The sequence below is a fragment of the Pseudomonas sp. LBUM1676 genome, assembly GCF_059695605.1.
This window is the reverse complement of the sequence record NZ_CP166777.1, coordinates 882,075-899,956: the sequence shown is the minus strand read 5'-3', so window position 1 is coordinate 899,956 and position 17,882 is coordinate 882,075. Positions and strand designations below refer to the sequence as shown.

Annotated in this window: 19 protein-coding genes and 1 pseudogene; 4 read left to right on the top strand and 16 right to left on the bottom strand. The window is 58.1% G+C overall.

Annotated elements, in window-relative coordinates; genetic code table 11:
- Positions 1–60: 60 nt before the first annotated feature.
- The 5 genes from ACA041_RS04060 to cysD all read right to left on the bottom strand — a co-directional run bounded on the left by ACA041_RS04060 (position 61) and on the right by cysD (position 5,699).
- On the bottom strand, positions 61–969 hold the full coding sequence (locus tag ACA041_RS04060) for a hypothetical protein (RefSeq protein WP_497439976.1): 909 nt from the start codon (positions 967–969) through the stop codon (positions 61–63).
- A gap of 3 nt (positions 970–972) precedes the next feature.
- Entirely contained in the window at positions 973–1,557 is a 585-nt protein-coding gene (locus ACA041_RS04055; RefSeq protein ID WP_497439975.1) for a 2OG-Fe(II) oxygenase, read from the bottom strand.
- Positions 1,538–2,092, bottom strand: coding sequence for a hypothetical protein (locus tag ACA041_RS04050; protein WP_497439974.1), 555 nt, complete (start codon positions 2,090–2,092; stop codon positions 1,538–1,540). The genes ACA041_RS04055 and ACA041_RS04050 overlap by 20 nt, the downstream gene beginning before the upstream one ends.
- Positions 2,093–2,873: 781 nt before the next feature.
- Positions 2,874–4,772: a sulfate adenylyltransferase subunit CysN gene (gene cysN / locus ACA041_RS04045; protein WP_497439973.1), complete on the bottom strand. Its 1,899-nt coding sequence runs from the start codon at positions 4,770–4,772 to the stop codon at positions 2,874–2,876.
- Positions 4,773–4,781: 9 nt separating this feature from the next.
- Positions 4,782–5,699 carry a sulfate adenylyltransferase subunit CysD gene (gene cysD, locus ACA041_RS04040; RefSeq protein ID WP_497439972.1) on the bottom strand — a complete coding sequence of 306 codons (918 nt, stop codon included), beginning with the start codon at positions 5,697–5,699 and terminating at the stop codon, positions 4,782–4,784.
- A gap of 123 nt (positions 5,700–5,822) precedes the next feature.
- On the opposite strand from cysD, the pseudogene ACA041_RS04035 reads away from it, so the two are divergent.
- A pseudogene (locus ACA041_RS04035) lies at positions 5,823–5,948 on the top strand (outer membrane lipoprotein carrier protein LolA); the annotation flags it as partial.
- Between the two features lie 26 nt (positions 5,949–5,974).
- On the opposite strand, the gene ACA041_RS04030 reads toward ACA041_RS04035, so the two are convergent.
- Positions 5,975–6,733, bottom strand: coding sequence for a Nif3-like dinuclear metal center hexameric protein (locus tag ACA041_RS04030; RefSeq protein ID WP_497439971.1), 759 nt, complete (start codon positions 6,731–6,733; stop codon positions 5,975–5,977).
- 102 nt (positions 6,734–6,835) lie between these two features.
- Here ACA041_RS04030 and algW point away from each other — a divergent pair, with 102 nt between their 5' ends.
- Positions 6,836–7,996: a Do family serine endopeptidase AlgW gene (gene algW / locus ACA041_RS04025; RefSeq protein WP_497439970.1), complete on the top strand. Its 1,161-nt coding sequence runs from the start codon at positions 6,836–6,838 to the stop codon at positions 7,994–7,996.
- Between the two features lie 125 nt (positions 7,997–8,121).
- Here the strand turns inward: algW and hisC are convergent, their stop codons facing one another.
- From hisC to ACA041_RS03975, 10 genes are all read right to left on the bottom strand, one after another.
- Positions 8,122–9,174 (bottom strand): histidinol-phosphate transaminase, encoded by a 1,053-nt coding sequence (gene hisC, locus ACA041_RS04020; protein WP_497439969.1) that lies wholly within the window; start codon positions 9,172–9,174, stop codon positions 8,122–8,124.
- A 2-nt stretch (positions 9,175–9,176) separates the two neighbouring features.
- Complete coding sequence (gene hisD, locus ACA041_RS04015) at positions 9,177–10,514, bottom strand: histidinol dehydrogenase (RefSeq protein WP_497439968.1); 1,338 nt, start codon at positions 10,512–10,514, stop codon at positions 9,177–9,179.
- Positions 10,515–10,639: 125 nt separating this feature from the next.
- A complete protein-coding gene (gene hisG, locus ACA041_RS04010) occupies positions 10,640–11,275 on the bottom strand; it encodes an ATP phosphoribosyltransferase (RefSeq protein WP_007901570.1) in 636 nt (211 codons plus the stop codon).
- A gap of 141 nt (positions 11,276–11,416) precedes the next feature.
- Entirely contained in the window at positions 11,417–12,682 is a 1,266-nt protein-coding gene (murA, locus tag ACA041_RS04005; protein ID WP_128872995.1) for a UDP-N-acetylglucosamine 1-carboxyvinyltransferase, read from the bottom strand.
- 22 nt (positions 12,683–12,704) lie between these two features.
- Positions 12,705–12,944: a BolA family protein gene (locus ACA041_RS04000; RefSeq protein ID WP_128872996.1), complete on the bottom strand. Its 240-nt coding sequence runs from the start codon at positions 12,942–12,944 to the stop codon at positions 12,705–12,707.
- A gap of 115 nt (positions 12,945–13,059) precedes the next feature.
- Positions 13,060–13,365: an STAS domain-containing protein gene (locus ACA041_RS03995; protein WP_497439967.1), complete on the bottom strand. Its 306-nt coding sequence runs from the start codon at positions 13,363–13,365 to the stop codon at positions 13,060–13,062.
- A complete protein-coding gene (locus ACA041_RS03990) occupies positions 13,362–14,015 on the bottom strand; it encodes an MlaC/ttg2D family ABC transporter substrate-binding protein (RefSeq protein ID WP_497439966.1) in 654 nt (217 codons plus the stop codon). The genes ACA041_RS03995 and ACA041_RS03990 overlap by 4 nt, the downstream gene beginning before the upstream one ends.
- 11 nt (positions 14,016–14,026) lie before the next feature.
- Complete coding sequence (mlaD, locus tag ACA041_RS03985) at positions 14,027–14,494, bottom strand: outer membrane lipid asymmetry maintenance protein MlaD (protein ID WP_128872999.1); 468 nt, start codon at positions 14,492–14,494, stop codon at positions 14,027–14,029.
- Positions 14,494–15,291 carry a lipid asymmetry maintenance ABC transporter permease subunit MlaE gene (gene mlaE, locus ACA041_RS03980; protein WP_497439965.1) on the bottom strand — a complete coding sequence of 266 codons (798 nt, stop codon included), beginning with the start codon at positions 15,289–15,291 and terminating at the stop codon, positions 14,494–14,496. Before mlaE ends, mlaD begins: the two co-directional genes overlap by 1 nt.
- On the bottom strand, positions 15,291–16,100 hold the full coding sequence (locus ACA041_RS03975) for an ATP-binding cassette domain-containing protein (RefSeq protein ID WP_497439964.1): 810 nt from the start codon (positions 16,098–16,100) through the stop codon (positions 15,291–15,293). The genes mlaE and ACA041_RS03975 overlap by 1 nt, the downstream gene beginning before the upstream one ends.
- A gap of 277 nt (positions 16,101–16,377) precedes the next feature.
- Between ACA041_RS03975 and ACA041_RS03970 the strand changes: the two genes are divergently transcribed.
- Positions 16,378–17,352 (top strand): KpsF/GutQ family sugar-phosphate isomerase, encoded by a 975-nt coding sequence (locus ACA041_RS03970; protein ID WP_497439963.1) that lies wholly within the window; start codon positions 16,378–16,380, stop codon positions 17,350–17,352.
- Positions 17,352–17,876 (top strand): KdsC family phosphatase, encoded by a 525-nt coding sequence (locus ACA041_RS03965; RefSeq protein ID WP_497439962.1) that lies wholly within the window; start codon positions 17,352–17,354, stop codon positions 17,874–17,876. The genes ACA041_RS03970 and ACA041_RS03965 overlap by 1 nt, the downstream gene beginning before the upstream one ends.
- Positions 17,877–17,882: the final 6 nt, after the last annotated feature.

Sequence of the window (17,882 nt, the reverse complement as noted above, 5' to 3'; positions counted from 1 at the left end):
GCCGATGATCACTCATCGGCGGACTTTATTGTCTGAACGCGAACTTACTAATGAAAACCACTAAACATAACCGTCACTTCCTCCTGTACAGCAACCATACTCATCACCATTATCGTCAGAGCCAGCGCTTCCGTCGCCAAAATCAAGAGGACCAATGGTAACTACTGGAACTATTTCAGGAATGGGAGCTGGCGAAACAGGAACTGTAGGAGGAAAAGAGCCACTACCACCACTACCACTACCACCCTCTACCTCCGCTACATCCGCTACCTCCGCTACCTCCGCTACCTCCGCTACTTCTGCTACCTCTGCCCCCTCCCCAACAACACCATCACCAATGCCTTCAGGGGGAACAGCCATCGGGAACGCTTGCAACTCTCCAGTTTCAGATATCCATTGACAGGAAAGCATCTGATTACCGTATGCGTCTCTCAACGTATTTCGATGAACGATTTGCATATCGGGGGCGCAAGCATAGTCAAGATAGCTATCCAATGTATTGTCTTTAAAAAAGTTTGCTGCGCTTTTCGTAATTTTCTTATACGTTTCAGTATCCAGAACTGAATACAGCCCAGCTCCTACAGTGACAATACCTAAACCTGCAATAATCCAAGGTGTTGCGCCGCCCAATATTGCCATTGTAGCAATCACACCTGCTACATTTCCGACAAGACTAAAAACGTCACCCTCCTTAATTTTAGCGCCATCCCTGATGTCTATTCCAATTTTCAGAAAGGTAATAGTTCCCGCAACTATGTTGGCTGGCATACTCACAATCGGAACATAAGGCCCCGCCAGCTTTGTCACGGAGGTCACACTCGCTATCACAGCGCCTGTTTGCGCCGTTTGATTCAACAGCACCATTCCAGTCCCGTTAACTAGAAACTGATCTGAGACTGCAGTCGCACCCGCGCCAATAGTTACACCGTCATTGATAACGCCTACAAAAATTACGGCTTTACCTGCCATATACTACTCCTTAATCACTGTCTTAAATGCAAGTGTCATTCTTACCTGATCACACTTCACAGAAGGCGATCTTGCAGCATGGGGAATCCGCCCATCAAAAATCACCACCCGCCGTGATTTAGGCAACACGGACTTGATGACGTTTTCTTTTTTATCATCATAGAAAACAAGCTCCCCTCCCCGGGACGTAGGCCAATGCTCATTACAGAAGACGATGACTGTCAGCCCAGGATGAGTTTTATTATCCCGATGAATAATAGTATCTTGTCCGAATGTCTGACCATTGGCGTAAACGCCCAACAAGGTAATGTTGAAGTCATGTAATTTTGACAACCTCTCCCAAAACCCTATCAGGAACCGCCATGATTCGTTGCTGTTCAGTTCCTCTACACAAGACTGCCTATCAGGACGACCTTTACCCGCAATAAAAACATGCCAACAGGGTCTAACAAAGGGGAGTTCCTCATAATTCGGCCAGTTGTATCTCCAGACCGAACTTTTAAGCTGAACGTTTATGCTTTCCTCTTCACTTCGAGTTAAGAACTCGTCGATTACAAATATTTCATTTTCAATTTGCTCTATTTCCACACGCTATCCTTTTCGCTAAAAATCTATTCCAAACACCATGTTTGAAAAGCACAAACAGCAAATACAGAGACAGAAAACCCCATGTAACAATCACAAAATAATTTGCCGAGTTTCTGTATTGGGCCCACTGCAAAATATCTTTACGACTTATCAACAACCCTAGTTCATTATCATACACCCCCCAAACAAATCGTTTACTCCGATCCGGCTCTACAGCGACCCATAGCTTTCGTGACTTACCCAGATCCAGGCGCTGAATATCCTGAGCAAACGCCTCGATAACATAGTCATACGCCTCATCATCCGGCCCAACCCTGAGATACAAATTCGAAGTAATTTTTGAGGCCTCCGAAATATTTCTATATATAAAAGCGCGCTCCAAAACAACTTTCCTGGGAGTCGAAGGAATCTCTATCACCTTACCGAGGTGATACAAGGAAACAACAGAAAAACACGTAATAATAACAACCAAAAAAACAATTTCAAAAACACTAGGCACATAACCCTTGGGAACATCGAATATTTTATATCGCACACCACAACTCCCCCGACGACAACACAAGCGACTCTAATACAGGCACACACTTTATATACGGCCGGGAATCGAGCCTACTTGCCTTACAAACAACACTATTCAATACACAAATAAATGGAACTCACCCACTTCCGATATTTTTGTAGTCCAAATCCGATAGCATTAATGAAGCTGGCAGTTCGTACGGCTGTGAAATTAGCGGAGGCTTACTCCCGCATTGGGACTATCCACTCCGAAAATGGAGCGGCTTCGGTAAGCAGCGCAGAGGGAACATTATTAATAGTGCGACAAGCACGATTATTTCCATCCGAACAAGGGTTGCTTTCCAGGCTGAAGTCAACTTTACCGGCATAGTTCATCCCCCTAGTTAAAGTGTTAGCGAAGCGGCATCCGCCCGATAGAAACAACACGCTTCATCTGCCGAAATACTACTTGAGCACTTTAATTAATGTTAGCTACCGACTTCCGAGGAAGGTGTAATCCTCGTCTGATAGAGAACTGTCATTTGGGTAATTACGTATAGGAAAAGGTTACAAATGGAGTTTTCCTACAACCTTGAGGTTTTCGGACTACTTTTGGCTGGGAGAGATGCAAAGGGAGTATTCAGTGTGATCTTGAGGTGGCTGTACCGGCCTCTTCGCGAGCAGGCTCGCTCCCACAGTTGATCTGCAGTGAACATTTGACCTTGTGGGAGCGAGCCTGCTCGCGAAGGCTATCTGGAAGACACAAAAAAACCCGCCGATGATCACTCATCGGCGGGTTTTTTATTGACGGCTAACGCTTAGATCGCGCCACGCTGACGCAACAGATCCAGCACTTGCTTGACGCTTTCTTCCAGCGACAGCGACTGGGTGTCGACCACGAGGTCGGCGTCCAGGGGCACGTCGTACGGGAAGGAGTCGCCCGGGATGTTGTCGCCACCCGCGGCGTACAGACCTTGCGGATCACGCTCGGCACAGACCGTCGGCGAGGCCTGGACGTAGACCGTCAGCAGACGCTCCTTGCCGATCAGCTCCCTGGCCTGTTCGCGACCTTCGGCACTTGGTGCCACGAAGGCGGCCAGGGTCAGCAGGCCGGCTTCGTTGAACTGACGCGCAACGTGCGCCGCACGACGCCAGTTCTCGGTACGCCCGGCGCGATCCTGTGGCAGACCTTTGTTCAGGTCGTGACGCAGGTTCTGGCCATCGAGTACGAACACCGCACGGCCCAGGTCGAACAGCTTGCGTTCAACGGCGTAGGCCAGGGTGCTTTTGCCGGCGCCCGACAGGCCGCTGAACAACACGGTGGCCGGTTGCTGGCCGAAGCGCTGGGCGCGTTCTTCGGTGGCGACGTGCGCCAGTTTGCCGTGGTGCGTGCTGGTGCCATGCGCCAACGGCTGGGCGATGATCATGCCGGCAGCAACGGTGCCATTGGTCAGACGGTCGATGACGATGAACGAACCGGTGGTGCGGTTGCTCGCGTAACCGTCCAGCGCGATGGGCGCGTCGAGGCTGATCTTGACCCGACCGATTTCGTTCAGCTGCAATGAACTGGCCGGGCCTTCTTCCAGGGTGTTCACGTCTACGCGGTTGACGATGCTGGTGATCGAACCCGGCACGTAGCTCGTGGCGCGCTTGATGTCGTATTTCTTGCCCGGCAACATCGGCTCTTCCGCCATCCATACCAGCATGGCGTCGAAGGCGTCGGTCACTTGCGGCTGGTTGTCGGCGTGCACCAGCAAATCGCCGCGGGAGATGTCGATCTCGTCTTCCATGGTCAGCGTCACCGCTTGGCCAGGACCTGCGTGTTCCAGTTCACCTTCGAAGGTGACGATGGACTTCACGCGGCTGCTCTTGCCCGACGGCAGCACCACGACTTCATCGCCCTTGTGCACGATGCCGCTGGCCAGGGTGCCGGCGAAACCACGGAAGTTCAGGTTCGGACGGTTGACGTACTGCACCGGGAAACGCAGGTCGGTGTAGTTGCGGTCGCTGGCGATTTCGACGGTCTCGAGGATTTCCATCAGCGACTGGCCGGTGTACCACGACGAGCGCTCGGACTTGTTGACCACGTTGTCGCCCTTGAGCGCCGACATCGGCACGAAGGCCATGGTGGTCGGCTTGAACGCGATGCCTTCGGCGAACTTCAGGTAATCGGCCTTGATCGACTCGAACACGCTTTCGTCGAAGCCATTGAGGTCCATCTTGTTGATGGCGACCACGATGTGCTTGATGCCCAGCAACGAGGCGATGAAGCTGTGGCGACGGGTCTGGGTCTGCACGCCGTAGCGGGCGTCGACCAGGATGATCGCCAGATCACAGGTGGAGGCACCGGTGGCCATGTTGCGGGTGTACTGCTCATGGCCAGGGGTGTCGGCGATGATGAATTTGCGCTTGGCGGTGGAGAAATAGCGGTAGGCGACATCGATGGTGATGCCCTGCTCACGCTCGGCCTGCAGGCCGTCGACCAGCAAGGCCAGGTCGATGTCTTCGCCGGTGGTGCCGACTTTTTTCGAGTCGCGGGTAATGGCTTCCAGGTGATCTTCGTAGATCATCTTGGAGTCGTGCAGCAGGCGCCCGATCAGGGTGCTCTTGCCGTCGTCGACGTTGCCACAGGTCAGAAAGCGCAGCATTTCCTTGCGTTCGTGCTGGCCCAGGTAGGCGAGGATGTCCTCGCTGATCAAATCAGATACGTGCGACATGACAACCCCTTAGAAATAACCCTGACGTTTCTTTTCTTCCATCGAGCCTGCGCCATCGTGGTCGATGACCCGGCCCTGGCGTTCGGAAGTTCGCGTCAGGAGCATTTCCTGAATGATGTCGGTCAGGCTGGTGGCCTCGGACTCGACCGCACCGGTCAACGGGTAGTCACCCAGTGTGCGGAAACGGACCTTTTTCTTGACGATGCGCGCCTTGTCTTCGTCGCTCAGGTGATTGAGCAGGCGTTCGTCGTCGATCATGATCCAGGTGCCGTTCATCTCGATGACGTCGCGCTCGGCGGCGAAATACAGCGGCACGATCGGGATGCCTTCGAGGTAGATGTACTGCCAGATGTCCAGCTCGGTCCAGTTCGACAACGGGAACACACGAATGGATTCGCCCTTGTTGACGTTGCCGTTGTAGACGTTCCACAGCTCCGGGCGCTGGTTCTTTGGATCCCAGCGGTGCTTGGTGTCACGGAAGGAGTACACGCGCTCTTTGGCACGGGATTTCTCTTCATCGCGACGGGCACCACCGAACGCGGCGTCGAAGCCGTGTTTGTCGAGGGCCTGCTTGAGGCCTTCGGTCTTCATGATGTCGGTGTGCTTGGCACTGCCGTGGGTCAGCGGGTTGATGCCCTGCGCCACGCCCTCGGGATTGACGTGCACGATCAGGTCCAGTCCAAGCTCTTCGACCATACGGTCGCGGAACGCGTACATTTCCTTGAACTTCCACCGGGTGTCGACGTGCATCACCGGGAACGGCAGTTTGCCCGGGAAGAATGCCTTGCGCGCAAGATGCAGCATTACGGCGGAGTCTTTACCGACGGAGTACAGCATCACCGGGTTATCGAACTCGGCGGCGACCTCGCGGATGATGTGGATGCTTTCGGCCTCCAGCTGTTTCAGATGCGTCAGTTTGTCGACCATGGCTACTCACGAAAACGATCTTATGGACGGCCAGCGGGCCGTGTTCGAGCGGGGAATGCTAGCACAGCGACCTCTTCTAATCAGGACGCGGGCTAGATCGAAAGGGTATATGAATATACCCCCGTGTTTGGGCGCTGCAGACCCCCAGTAGGAGCGAGCTTGCTCGCGAGGGTCGTCAACGATAACGCTGGAAACCTGACACCCCGTGGCGTTCTCAGGTTTTTCGCGAGCAAGCTCGCTCCTACAGTGATGGGGGATGTCAAAAGAATCTGTTATCAGATCGGATTCGGGCAATCGATGAAGATGTGCTCGAGGGCAAACCGTCGCGCCAGGTAATCGCCCAACGCCTGAACGCCGTAGCGCTCGGTGGCATGGTGGCCGGCGGCGATGAAGCTGATGTCGTTTTCCCGGGCGCTGTGGAAGGTTTGTTCGGATGCTTCACCGCTGAGGTACAGATCAACGCCGGCCAGCACCGCCTGGTCGATGTACCCTTGGCCACCACCGGTGCACCAGCCAACGCGGCGAATCATCTCGCTGCCTTCGATCAGCAAGGGTTCGCGGCCCATGACTTCCTGGACGCGGCGCGAGAAGTCACGGGGCGTCACCGGTTCGCTCAATGAACCGACCAGACCGACAACTTTAAGGTTGTCCGGGTCCAGCGGGCCTTCGACAGTGATGTCCAACTGACGCGCCAGCTGCACGTTGTTGCCGACTTCGGGGTGCAGATCCAGCGGCAGATGGTAGGACAACAGGCTGATGTCGTGCTTGAGCAGCGTCTTCAAGCGACGCTGCTTCATGCCGGTGATGCACGGGTTCTCGCCTTTCCAGAAATAACCATGGTGCACCAGCACCAGGTCGGCGTTGGCTTCCACCGCGGCGTCGAGCAACGCCTGGCTGGCGGTGACGCCACTGACGATGCGCATCACCTGCGGCCGGCCTTCGACCTGCAAGCCGTTGGGGCAGTAATCGGCAATCTTGGCACTGTTGAGGTAACGGTCGGCTTCTTCGACCAGGGTGCTCAGGGCGACGGCCATAAAAGACTCCTAAATATCCCGTTCAGAGGCACGCTTGGCCTCGTATAATGCGCGACATTATGGGCGGTCTCATACCGCCTGCAACCTCTCAGGACGTGCTTAATGCTCAAGGCGCTGCGTTTTTCCGGCTGGCCGCTGTTGGCCGGCGTGCTTATCGCTCTGTTGATCATCCAGCGTTACCCGCAATGGGTCGGGCTCCCGAGCCTCGACGTCAACCTGCAGCAAGCCCCGCAAACCACCATCATGCAACAGGGCCCGGTGTCCTATGCCGACGCGGTAACCACGGCCGCGCCGTCGGTGGTCAACCTGTACACCACCAAGGTCATCAACAAACCGAACCATCCGCTGTTCGAGGACCCGCAGTTCCGCCGCTTCTTCGGCGACAACTCGCCCAAGCAGAAGCGCATGGAATCGAGCCTCGGCTCCGGTGTGATCATGAGCCCGGAAGGCTACCTGCTGACCAACAACCATGTGACCAGCGGCGCCGACCAGATCGTGGTTGCCCTCAAGGATGGCCGTGAAACCCTGGCCCGAGTGATCGGCAGCGACCCGGAAACCGACCTTGCGGTGCTGAAAATCGACTTGAAGAATCTGCCCTCGATCACCGTCGGCCGCTCCGACAATATCCGCATCGGCGACGTGGCCCTGGCCATCGGCAACCCGTTCGGCGTCGGCCAGACCGTGACCATGGGCATCATCAGCGCCACCGGGCGCAATCAGTTGGGCCTGAACAACTACGAAGACTTCATCCAGACCGATGCCGCGATCAACCCGGGCAACTCCGGCGGTGCGCTGGTGGATGCCACTGGCAACCTGACCGGCATCAACACGGCGATATTTTCCAAATCCGGCGGCTCCCAAGGCATCGGTTTTGCGATTCCGGTCAAACTGGCCATGGACGTGATGAAGTCGATCATCGAACACGGCCAGGTGATCCGCGGCTGGCTGGGGATTGAAGTGCAACCCTTGACCCAGGAGCTGGCGGAGTCCTTTGGTCTGTCCGGGCGGCCGGGGATCGTGGTGGCGGGGATTTTCCGTGATGGCCCGGCACAGAAGGCCGGCCTGCAATTAGGCGATGTGATCCTCGCCATCGATGGCGAACCGGCTGGCGATGGTCGTCGTTCGATGAACCAGGTGGCGCGGATCAAGCCGACCGACAAGGTCGCGATCCAGGTGATGCGCAACGGCAAGGAGTTGAAGCTCACGGCGGAAATCGGCTTGCGCCCGCCGCCGGCGCCGGTCAAAGAGAAAGAAGAAGAGTAAACAGCAACACCCTACCCCCTGTAGGGGCGAGGCTTGCCCGCGAAGAACGATGATTCGGTGTACCAGATACACCGCGTTATCGTTCTTCGCGGGCAAGCCTCGCTCCTACAGGGGGCGGCTGTGGTTTAGAGATCGCCCAGGCCGTCAATCAGCGCCTGGTTCTGCTCCGGGGTACCGATGCTGATCCGCAGGAACTGGGCAATCCGCTCCTGCTTGAAGTGCCGAACAATCACACCCTGTTCTCGCAACTTCGCCGCCAGTCCGGCTGCATCGTGCTGCGGATGACGGGCAAAAATGAAGTTGGCCGCCGACGGCAATACCTCAAAGCCCTTCTCTTGTAACTGCGCGACCACCTTTTCGCGATTCTCGATCACCAACCGACAGGTCTTGTCGAAGTACTCACGGTCCTCGAACGCCGCCGCTGCACCGACGTTCGCCATTCGATCCAGCGGATAGGAGTTGAAGCTGTTCTTGATCCGCTCCAGCGCTTCGATCAGGTCCGGATGCCCCACCGCCAGGCCCACTCGCAGGCCGGCCAGCGAACGGGACTTTGACAGGGTCTGGGTGACCAGCAGGTTCGGATAGCGGTCAACCAGGGTGATCGCCGTCTCACCGCCGAAGTCGATATAAGCCTCGTCCACCACGACCACCGAATCCGGGCTGGCCTGGAGGATCTGCTCGACGGCGTCCAGCGCCAGCAGGCAACCGGTCGGCGCGTTCGGGTTAGGGAAAATGATCCCGCCATTGGGCTTGGCATAATCAGCCGGGTTGATCTGGAACTGCGAGTCCAGTGGCACCGCGTCGAAGTTGATGCCGTACAAGCCGCAGTAGACCGGATAGAAGCTGTAGCTGATGTCCGGGAACAGCACGGCGTTGTCGTGTTGCAGCAAGCCGTGAAAAATGTGCGCCAGGACTTCGTCCGAACCGTTGCCAAGGAATACCTGGTTCGGCTGCACGCCGTAATAGGTGGCCACGGCGTTTTTCAGCAGATCGCTGTTCGGGTCCGGGTACAGGCGCAAATTATCGTTCAGTTCGGTCTGCATCGCCGCCAAAGCTTTGGGCGATGGGCCGTACGGATTTTCATTGGTGTTGAGCTTCACCAGTTTCGCCAGCTTCGGCTGTTCGCCCGGTACGTAAGGCACCAGATTCTTGACGAACGGGCTCCAGAATTTACTCATCTTCATTTCCCCTGCCCTTGTGGAAAGTCTTCGTCAACGATGCGGTATTCGGCGCTGCGGGCGTGCGCGGTCAACGACTCGCCACGAGCCAGCACGGATGCGGTCTTGCCCAGTTCGGACGCACCCTGCTCGGAGCAGAAGATAATCGACGAGCGTTTCTGGAAGTCGTACACACCCAGCGGCGAGGAGAATCGCGCGGTGCCGGAAGTCGGCAGTACGTGGTTCGGACCGGCGCAGTAATCGCCCAGGGCTTCGGAGGTGTGACGGCCCATGAAGATAGCGCCGGCGTGACGGATCTGCGGCAGCCAGGCTTGCGGATCGGCAACGGACAACTCGAGGTGTTCCGGCGCGATGCGATTGGCCACTTCGATGGCCTGGTCCATGTCGCGAACCTTGATCAGCGCGCCACGGCCATTGATCGAGGTTTCAATAATCTCGGCGCGCTCCATGGTCGGCAGCAGTTTGGCAATGCTGGCGGCGACCTGGTCGAGGAACTCGGCATCCGGGCTGACCAGAATTGCCTGGGCGTCCTCGTCGTGCTCGGCCTGGGAGAACAAGTCCATGGCAATCCAGTCCGGATCGGTCTTGCCATCGCACACCACAAGGATCTCCGACGGACCGGCGATCATGTCGATACCGACCTGGCCGAACACGTGGCGCTTGGCGGTGGCGACGTAGATGTTGCCCGGCCCGACTACCTTGTCGACCTTCGGCACGCTTTCGGTGCCATAAGCCAGCGCAGCAACCGCTTGCGCGCCACCAATCGTGAAGACGCGGTCGACACCGGCAATGCACGCGGCGGCCAGCACCAGCTCGTTGATTTCACCGCGCGGGGTCGGCACCACCATGACCACTTCGGTCACACCGGCGACCTTGGCCGGTATCGCGTTCATCAGCACCGAGGACGGATACGACGCCTTGCCACCCGGTACGTACAGACCGGCGCGATCCAGCGGCGTGACCTTCTGGCCCAGCACCGTGCCATCGGCTTCGGTATAGCTCCAGGAATCCTGCTTCTGTTTTTCGTGGTAGCTGCGCACCCGGGAGGCGGCTTTTTCCAGGGCTTCGCGCTGAGGCACGGTGATCCGCGTCAGGGCCAGTTCCAGGCGTTCACGCGGCAGGATCAGGTCGGCCATGGAGGCAACGTCCAGTCCGTCGAACTGCCGGGTGTAGTCCACCAGCGCCGCATCGCCGCGCTCACGCACGGTCTTGATGATGTCCAGCACTCGCTGATTGACCGAGTCGTCGGACACACTTTCCCAGCTCAGCAGATGATCCAGATGATGCGCGAAATCCGGGTCAGCAGCGTTGAGTCGGCGAATTGCAGTCGGTGCGGTCATAGCGAGAGCCTCATAGGATTGGCAAAAACTCAGGCGCCCTAACTTAGCAGTCGTTTCCGCTTGGGCACCTGAGAATTCTGGCTATGAGGCGGATAGACGGCGCGACTCAGCGTCGCGCAGGTGAATCAGCCGCGGTGTCGTGACTCCACTGCCTTGCGCAGGGTGTCGATCAACGCCTGGATACGGGCGTGCTGCATTTTCATCGAAGCTTTGTTGACGATCAGGCGGGAGCTGATGTCGGCAATGAAATCCTGGGGTTCCAGGCCATTGGCGCGCAGGGTGTTGCCGGTGTCGACCACGTCAATGATCTTGTCCGCCAGACCGATCAGCGGTGCCAGTTCCATCGAGCCGTAGAGCTTGATGATGTCGACCTGACGGCCCTGTTCGGCGTAGTAGCGCTTGGCAACGTTGACGAACTTGGTCGCCACCCGCAGACGGCCCTTGGGCTCGACATCGCCAACACGGCCAGCGGTCATCAGCTTGCAGAGGGCAATTCGCAGATCCAGAGGCTCGTACAGACCCTGGCCGCCATATTCCATCAGCACATCTTTACCGGCGACACCCAGGTCGGCGGCGCCATGTTCGACGTAAGTCGGCACATCGGTGGCGCGCACGATCAGCAGGCGGACATCGGCCTGGGTCGTGGGGATGATCAGCTTGCGGCTCTTGTCCGGATTCTCGGTCGGCACGATGCCCGCTTCAGCCAGAAGCGGCAGGGTATCGTCAAGGATGCGGCCCTTGGACAGTGCGATGGTCAACATGGGAAACGTCAGTCCTTATCAAGGTACTCATGTCCGGTCGCAAACGGCGCCGGACACACGTCGAGGCTTTCTTAACAATGAAAAGGCACCCTCGACTTCGAACAATTCAACGGGCACGTCCCTGTGCCCATGCAACCGAAACTAGCCTGGTACGCGGCGGATCTTGGCGCCGAGCATCTGCAGCTTCTCTTCGATGCACTCGTAACCACGGTCTATGTGGTAGATGCGGTCGATCAGGGTGTCGCCTTCGGCGATCAGCGCCGAGATCACCAGGCTGGCCGATGCACGCAGGTCGGTGGCCATGACTGGCGCGCCCTTGAGCTTCTCGGTACCGGTGACGATGGCGGTGTTACCTTCGACCTGGATCTTGGCGCCCATGCGGTGCAGTTCGTACACGTGCATGAAGCGGTTTTCGAAGATCGTCTCGATCACGGCACCGGTGCCTTCGGCAATGGCGTTGAGCGAGATGAACTGTGCCTGCATGTCGGTCGGGAATGCCGGGTACGGAGCGGTACGCACGTTGACGGCTTTTGGCCGCTTGCCGTGCATGTTCAGCTCGATCCAGTCTTCGCCGCAGGTGATTTCAGCACCCGATTCGCGGAGTTTTTCCAGGACGGCTTCGAGTATGGTCGGATCAGTGTCCTTGACCTTCACACGACCGCCGGTGACCGCCGCCGCCACCAGATAGGTGCCGGTCTCGATACGGTCAGGCATCACCTTGTAGGTGGTCGGGTGCAGACGCTCGACGCCATCGATGGTGATGGTGTCGGTGCCGGCGCCAGTGATCTTGGCGCCCATGGCGTTCAGGAAGTTCGCCAGGTCGATGACCTCAGGCTCGCGAGCGGCGTTTGCCAGCACGCTGCGGCCCTTGGCCAGAGCGGCGGCCATCATGATGTTCTCGGTACCGGTCACACTGACGGTGTCGAAGAAGAAGTGCGCACCGCGCAGCCCACCCTCAGGGGCCTTGGCCTTGATGTAGCCACCTTCTACGTCGATGACCGCACCCATGGCTTCGAGGCCACGGATGTGCAGGTCGACCGGACGCGAACCGATGGCGCAACCGCCAGGCAGTGCGACTTCGGCTTCACCGAAACGGGCAACCATCGGGCCCAGCACCAGGATCGACGCACGCATGGTTTTAACCAGTTCGTACGGGGCGATCAGGGTCTTGATGGTGCGCGGGTCGATTTCGACGCTGAGTTTCTCGTCGATCACCGGCTCAATGCCCATGCGACCGAACAGCTCGATCATGGTGGTGATGTCGTGCAGGTGCGGCAGGTTGGCAACGGTTACCGGGCCATCGCACAGCAAGGTGGCAGCCAGGATCGGCAGGGCAGAGTTCTTTGCCCCGGAGATGCGGATTTCGCCATCAAGACGAACGCCGCCGGTAATTATCAATTTATCCATAAGAATCTCGACGCCCTTGGGCTCAGGTGCGCTCGGCCCAGGCCGCGCTGCTGAAAAATTTCATAGTGACCGCATGGATGCTGCCATCGGTGATCCATGGGTTCAAATGGGCATAGATCTGCTGCTGACGCTTCACCGGGCTCAACGCCGCCAGTTCATCGCTAATCACGTTCAGCTGAAAGTTGCAGCCTTCGCCCTCGACTTCTACTAGGGTTCCTGGCAGCTTTCCTTCAAGGAAGCTCTTCACTTCGGTGGCCTGCATGCTCAACCTCAATCGGCGCCCTGTGCGCGCGGGTCGGACATCATACAAAAAAAGCCCCGCGCCTGCGAACCCCGCGGAGCAGGACTCTGACGGGGGGCTTGTTCATAGATGCTGTTCAGGGTTGCGCCAACAGCTCGGTCAATTCGCTGACCTGAGCGATTTCACGCATGTCTTCCGGCATCCCACGGATGCTCAGCGGCTTGCCGGCCGCCTCTGCATCACGCATGAAGCACAGCAACAGCGACAAGCCGACACTGCTGGACTTCAATACTGCCGAACAATCGACCACCAGCGCAGCGGCCTTGCTGGACTTGATCAGCGCCTGGCCCTGCTTGCGCAGGCCGGGACCGGTGCGGTAGTCCAGCATGCCGCTGAGCAGCAGCTCGCCGGCTTCGCTCATGCGAATGCCCGACACACTCATTGAGCTTGCTTCTCGGCAGCTTTTTCGGTGGTTTGCTTGGCCTTGGCGACTTCCCCGGCCCAGTTATCGATGGTCTTGTCCAGGTCGTTGCCGTTGCGCTGCATCGCGTCAGTGAACTGATCGCGGAACAGCTTGCCGATGTTGATGCCGTTGATGATCACGTTGCGCACTTTCCACTCGCCGTTGATTTTCTCGAGTGTGTAGGACACAGGATAGATCGAACCGCTGCTGCCCTTGACCTGCATGTCGACGCTGGTCCGGGTGCCGCTTTCGTCCTTGGCCGGCGAAACGGTGATGCCCTGGTTGTTGTATTCGAGCAAGGCGTTGCCATAGAACTGCATCAGGCTGCGCTTGAAGTTTTCCTGGAAGCGCTGCATTTGCTCGGGCGTGGCTTTGCGCGAGTATTTCACGGTCATGATGCTGCGCGAGATGCCGTCGGCATCGACCACCGGGCCGACGATACCGTTGAGGGCGTTGTAGAACTCGCTCGGGCTTTGCTTGTATTTTTCTTTGTTGGCAGCCAGGTCGGCCAGCAACCGGGTGGTCGTGTCCTGTATCAGATCGTGCGCCGACGGCGCCGCCACGGCGTTAGCCATCAACGGCAAGGCCGCGAGCAATATCAACAGGCCACGTCGCAAGATAGAGATCATTCAAAAACTCCTCATTTGGCTTCTTTGCTAACGGTATTGAGCAGGAATTTACCGATCAGGTCCTCGAGCACCAGCGACGACTGGGTGTCGTGAATGGTTCCACCATCCTTGAGCAAGCCTTCTTCGCCGCCCACGCTGATGCCGATGTACTTCTCGCCCAACAGGCCAGCGGTCAGGATGGATGCAGTGGAGTCAGTCGGCAGATTATCCACGGACTTTTCCAGCTGCATGGTCACTCTCCCGGTGAAACTGTCGCGGTCCAGATCGATCGCGGTGACCTTGCCGATGGTTACACCGGCCATGGTCACTTTAGCTCTGACCGTCAAACCGGCGATATTGTCGAAATAGGCATAAAGTTTATACGTATCGGTCGTAGCGCTCGGGGACAGGCCACTCACCCGCAACGCCAGCAACAGCAAAGCCAGGATGCCAGCCAGCAAGAAAAGGCCGACACCGATTTCCAGGGTGCGGTTTTGCATCAGAAATCTCCAAACATCAAGGCGGTCAGAATAAAGTCCAGGCCGAGGACTGCCAAAGAGGCATACACCACGGTCTTGGTAGTGGCACGACTGATCCCCTCGGAAGTGGGCTCGCAGTCGTAGCCTTGGAATACGGCGATCCAGGTCACGACAAAGGCGAAGACGATGCTTTTGATGACGCCGTTGAGCACATCGTCGGCAAAGGTCACGCTGTTCTGCATGTTCGACCAGTAGGAGCCTTCATAGACACCCAGCCAGTCGACGGCCACCCACGAACCACCCCAGATACCCACCACGCTGAAAATCATCGCCAGCACCGGCAGGGAAATGAAGCCGGCCCACAGGCGCGGGGCAATGATGTACTTGAGCGGGTCGACACCGATCATTTCCAGGCTGGAAAGCTGCTCGGTAGACTTCATGTTGCCGATTTCAGCGGTCAGGGCAGACCCTGCGCGCCCGGCGAAGAGCAATGCGGTGACCACCGGCCCCAGTTCACGCAGCAACGTCAGCGCAACCATCTGCCCTACCGCCTGCTCCGATCCATAGCTGGACAGGATGTTGAACCCTTGCAGCGCCAGCACCATGCCGATGAACACCCCGGAGACCACGATGATCACCAGGGACATCACGCCCACCGAGTGCAGCTGCTTGACCAGCAGCCCGAAACCGCCGCCGATGCCGCCACGGCCGAATAGGGCATGGAACAGGAATATCGCCGAACGGCCGAACACTCCCAGCACATCGATGCCGGAATGGCCGAAGCGGCGCACTCTTTCTATCAGTGAAATCTTGCGCATCAACGCTTCCCCAGAAGATCTGCGCGGTAATCCGTCGCTGGAAAGTGATAGGCGACCGGTCCGTCAGGTTCCCCCGTCATGAACTGACGGATGCGTGGCTCACTGGAATTCATCAATTCATCAGGCGTGCCCTGCCCCAACACCTGCCCGTCACCCACCACATAGATGTAGTCGGAAATGCTCGCGGTCTCGGCCAGGTCGTGGGATACCACGATGCTGGTGATGCCCAGCGCATCGTTGAGCAGGCGGATCAGGCGCACCAGCACGCCCATGGCGATCGGGTCCTGACCGACAAAAGGCTCGTCGTACATGAGGATCTGCGGATCGAGGGCAATCGCCCGGGCCAGCGCGACACGGCGCTTCATGCCGCCGGACAGTTCGTCAGGCATCAGGTCGATGGCGCCACGCAAGCCCACGGCCTGTAATTTGAGCAGGACGATGTCCCGGATCATTTCTTCCGGAAGCTCGGTATGGACCCGTAGCGGAAAGGCGACGTTCTCGAACACGTCGAGATCGGTGAACAGCGCGCCACTCTGAAACAGCACACCCATGTGCTTGCGCGCATCGAACAGGTCGCTGCGCGACAGCTTGGGCAGGTTTTGGCCATTGACCCAGACTTCACCCTTGCTCGGGCGCAATTGTGCGCCCATCAGCCGTAGCAGCGTGGTCTTGCCACACCCGGAAGGCCCCATGATGCCGGTGACCTTGCCGCGTGGTATACGGATATCGACGTTATTGAAAATGCTGCGCGCACCGCGCTTGAAGGTCAGTCCCTTCAGCTCGACCGCGTAGGCGTTATCGGCACTCATCTAAACTCCTTGCGATGCAGCCTCTCACTCGGACGCCTGACTTTCTTGCGAAAGCACATACCTCCACGGGCAGGCCGAACTGGCGGCGAACTATATCACTGCAAAGGCCAAGCGCCCAAGGCCCACGCCGGCTCATGTTCAGCAACATGACAGGGCAAAAGCCTGTATCTGGAGGGATTAAGTAACAGGGAGTGACAAAGCGCAACGAACTTGCGTGAGGGTTTTGATCATTACCGTTATAATCGCCGCCTTTTCATCAGGCTATACGATTTCCGACATGAGCCAATCCAGCGACCTGATTCAGTCTGCACAACGCACCATCCGCCTCGAACTGGAAGCCGTTACAGGCTTGTTGCCCCGTATCGACGCGGATTTCGTACGCGCTTGCGAGATGATTCTGAACAGCAAGGGCCGCGTGGTCGTGGTCGGCATGGGCAAATCGGGGCACATCGGCAATAAGATCGCCGCCACCCTGGCCAGCACCGGCACCACGGCTTTTTTCGTGCATCCGGCCGAAGCCAGCCACGGCGACATGGGCATGATCACCCGCGATGACATCATCCTGGCATTGTCGAATTCCGGCTCGACCAATGAAATCGTGACCCTGCTGCCGCTGATCAAGCGCCTGGGTATCCAGCTGATCAGCATGACCGGCAACCCCGATTCGCCGCTGGCCAAGGCTGCCGAAGTCAACCTCAACGTGAACGTCGAGCACGAAGCCTGCCCGCTGAACCTGGCGCCGACGTCATCGACCACCGCGGCGCTGGTCATGGGCGACGCCCTGGCCGTTGCACTGCTCGAAGCCCGTGGTTTTACCGCTGAAGATTTCGCCTTTTCCCACCCCGGCGGCGCACTGGGCCGACGCCTGCTGTTGAAAGTGGAAAACGTCATGCACGCCGGGCAAGAGCTGCCGCAGGTCCAGCGCGGCACCCTGCTCAAGGACGCGCTGATGGAAATGACCCGCAAAGGTCTGGGCATGACCGTGATCCTGGAGGCCGATGGTAAACTGGCCGGGATCTTCACCGACGGCGATTTGCGCCGCACCCTGGACCGTGCCATCGACATCCATCACGCCACCATCGACCAGGTCATGACCGTGCATGGCAAGACGGCTCGCGCTGAAATGCTGGCAGCCGAAGCCCTGAAAATCATGGAAGACCATCGAATCAACGCACTGGTGGTAGTGGACAAGGAGGACCGTCCAATCGGCGCCTTCAACCTGTCCGATCTGCTGCGTGCAGGAGTAATGTAATGAGCACCGATCTGCTGGAACGCGGCAAAAACATCAAGCTGGCGGTATTCGACGTCGACGGCGTACTGACTGACGGGCGCCTGTACTTCCTGGAAGACGGCAGCGAATTCAAGACCTTCAACACGCTCGACGGCCAGGGCATCAAGATGTTGATGGCCGCCGGCGTGCAGACCGCTATCATCAGCGGCCGCAAGACCCCGGTGGTCGAGCGGCGGGCGAAAAACCTCGGCATTCCACATCTGTACCAGGGTCGCGAAGACAAACTGGTGGTGCTCGACGAGCTTCTTGCCCAACTCGACCTAAGCTATGACCAGGTCGCCTACCTCGGCGACGACTTGCCGGACCTGCCGGTGATTCGCCGCGTCGGCCTGGGCATGGCGGTGGCCAGTGCCGCCAGCTTCGTGCGTGAACACGCCCACGGCATCACCCAGGCCCGCGGTGGCGAAGGTGCCGCTCGCGAATTCTGCGAATTGATCCTGCGCGCCCAGGGCCGTCTCGATGCGGCCAACGCCGCGTACCTGTGAGCCAAC

Bases quoted from the DNA above. Each gene is read 5' to 3' on its own strand.
- ACA041_RS04060 (WP_497439976.1), bottom strand. From the start codon at position 969: ATGGCAGGTAAAGCCGTAATTTTTGTAGGCGTTATCAATGACGGTGTA.
- cysN (WP_497439973.1), bottom strand. From the start codon at position 4,772: ATGTCGCACGTATCTGATTTGATCAGCGAGGACATCCTCGCCTACCTG.
- cysD (WP_497439972.1), bottom strand. From the start codon at position 5,699: ATGGTCGACAAACTGACGCATCTGAAACAGCTGGAGGCCGAAAGCATC.
- ACA041_RS04030 (WP_497439971.1), bottom strand. From the start codon at position 6,733: ATGGCCGTCGCCCTGAGCACCCTGGTCGAAGAAGCCGACCGTTACCTC.
- algW (WP_497439970.1), top strand. From the start codon at position 6,836: ATGCTCAAGGCGCTGCGTTTTTCCGGCTGGCCGCTGTTGGCCGGCGTG.
- hisC (WP_497439969.1), bottom strand. From the start codon at position 9,174: ATGAGTAAATTCTGGAGCCCGTTCGTCAAGAATCTGGTGCCTTACGTA.
- hisD (WP_497439968.1), bottom strand. From the start codon at position 10,514: ATGACCGCACCGACTGCAATTCGCCGACTCAACGCTGCTGACCCGGAT.
- hisG (WP_007901570.1), bottom strand. From the start codon at position 11,275: ATGTTGACCATCGCACTGTCCAAGGGCCGCATCCTTGACGATACCCTG.
- murA (WP_128872995.1), bottom strand. From the start codon at position 12,682: ATGGATAAATTGATAATTACCGGCGGCGTTCGTCTTGATGGCGAAATC.
- ACA041_RS04000 (WP_128872996.1), bottom strand. From the start codon at position 12,944: ATGCAGGCCACCGAAGTGAAGAGCTTCCTTGAAGGAAAGCTGCCAGGA.
- ACA041_RS03995 (WP_497439967.1), bottom strand. From the start codon at position 13,365: ATGAGTGTGTCGGGCATTCGCATGAGCGAAGCCGGCGAGCTGCTGCTC.
- ACA041_RS03990 (WP_497439966.1), bottom strand. From the start codon at position 14,015: ATGATCTCTATCTTGCGACGTGGCCTGTTGATATTGCTCGCGGCCTTG.
- mlaD (WP_128872999.1), bottom strand. From the start codon at position 14,494: ATGCAAAACCGCACCCTGGAAATCGGTGTCGGCCTTTTCTTGCTGGCT.
- mlaE (WP_497439965.1), bottom strand. From the start codon at position 15,291: ATGCGCAAGATTTCACTGATAGAAAGAGTGCGCCGCTTCGGCCATTCC.
- ACA041_RS03975 (WP_497439964.1), bottom strand. From the start codon at position 16,100: ATGAGTGCCGATAACGCCTACGCGGTCGAGCTGAAGGGACTGACCTTC.
- ACA041_RS03970 (WP_497439963.1), top strand. From the start codon at position 16,378: ATGAGCCAATCCAGCGACCTGATTCAGTCTGCACAACGCACCATCCGC.
- ACA041_RS03965 (WP_497439962.1), top strand. From the start codon at position 17,352: ATGAGCACCGATCTGCTGGAACGCGGCAAAAACATCAAGCTGGCGGTA.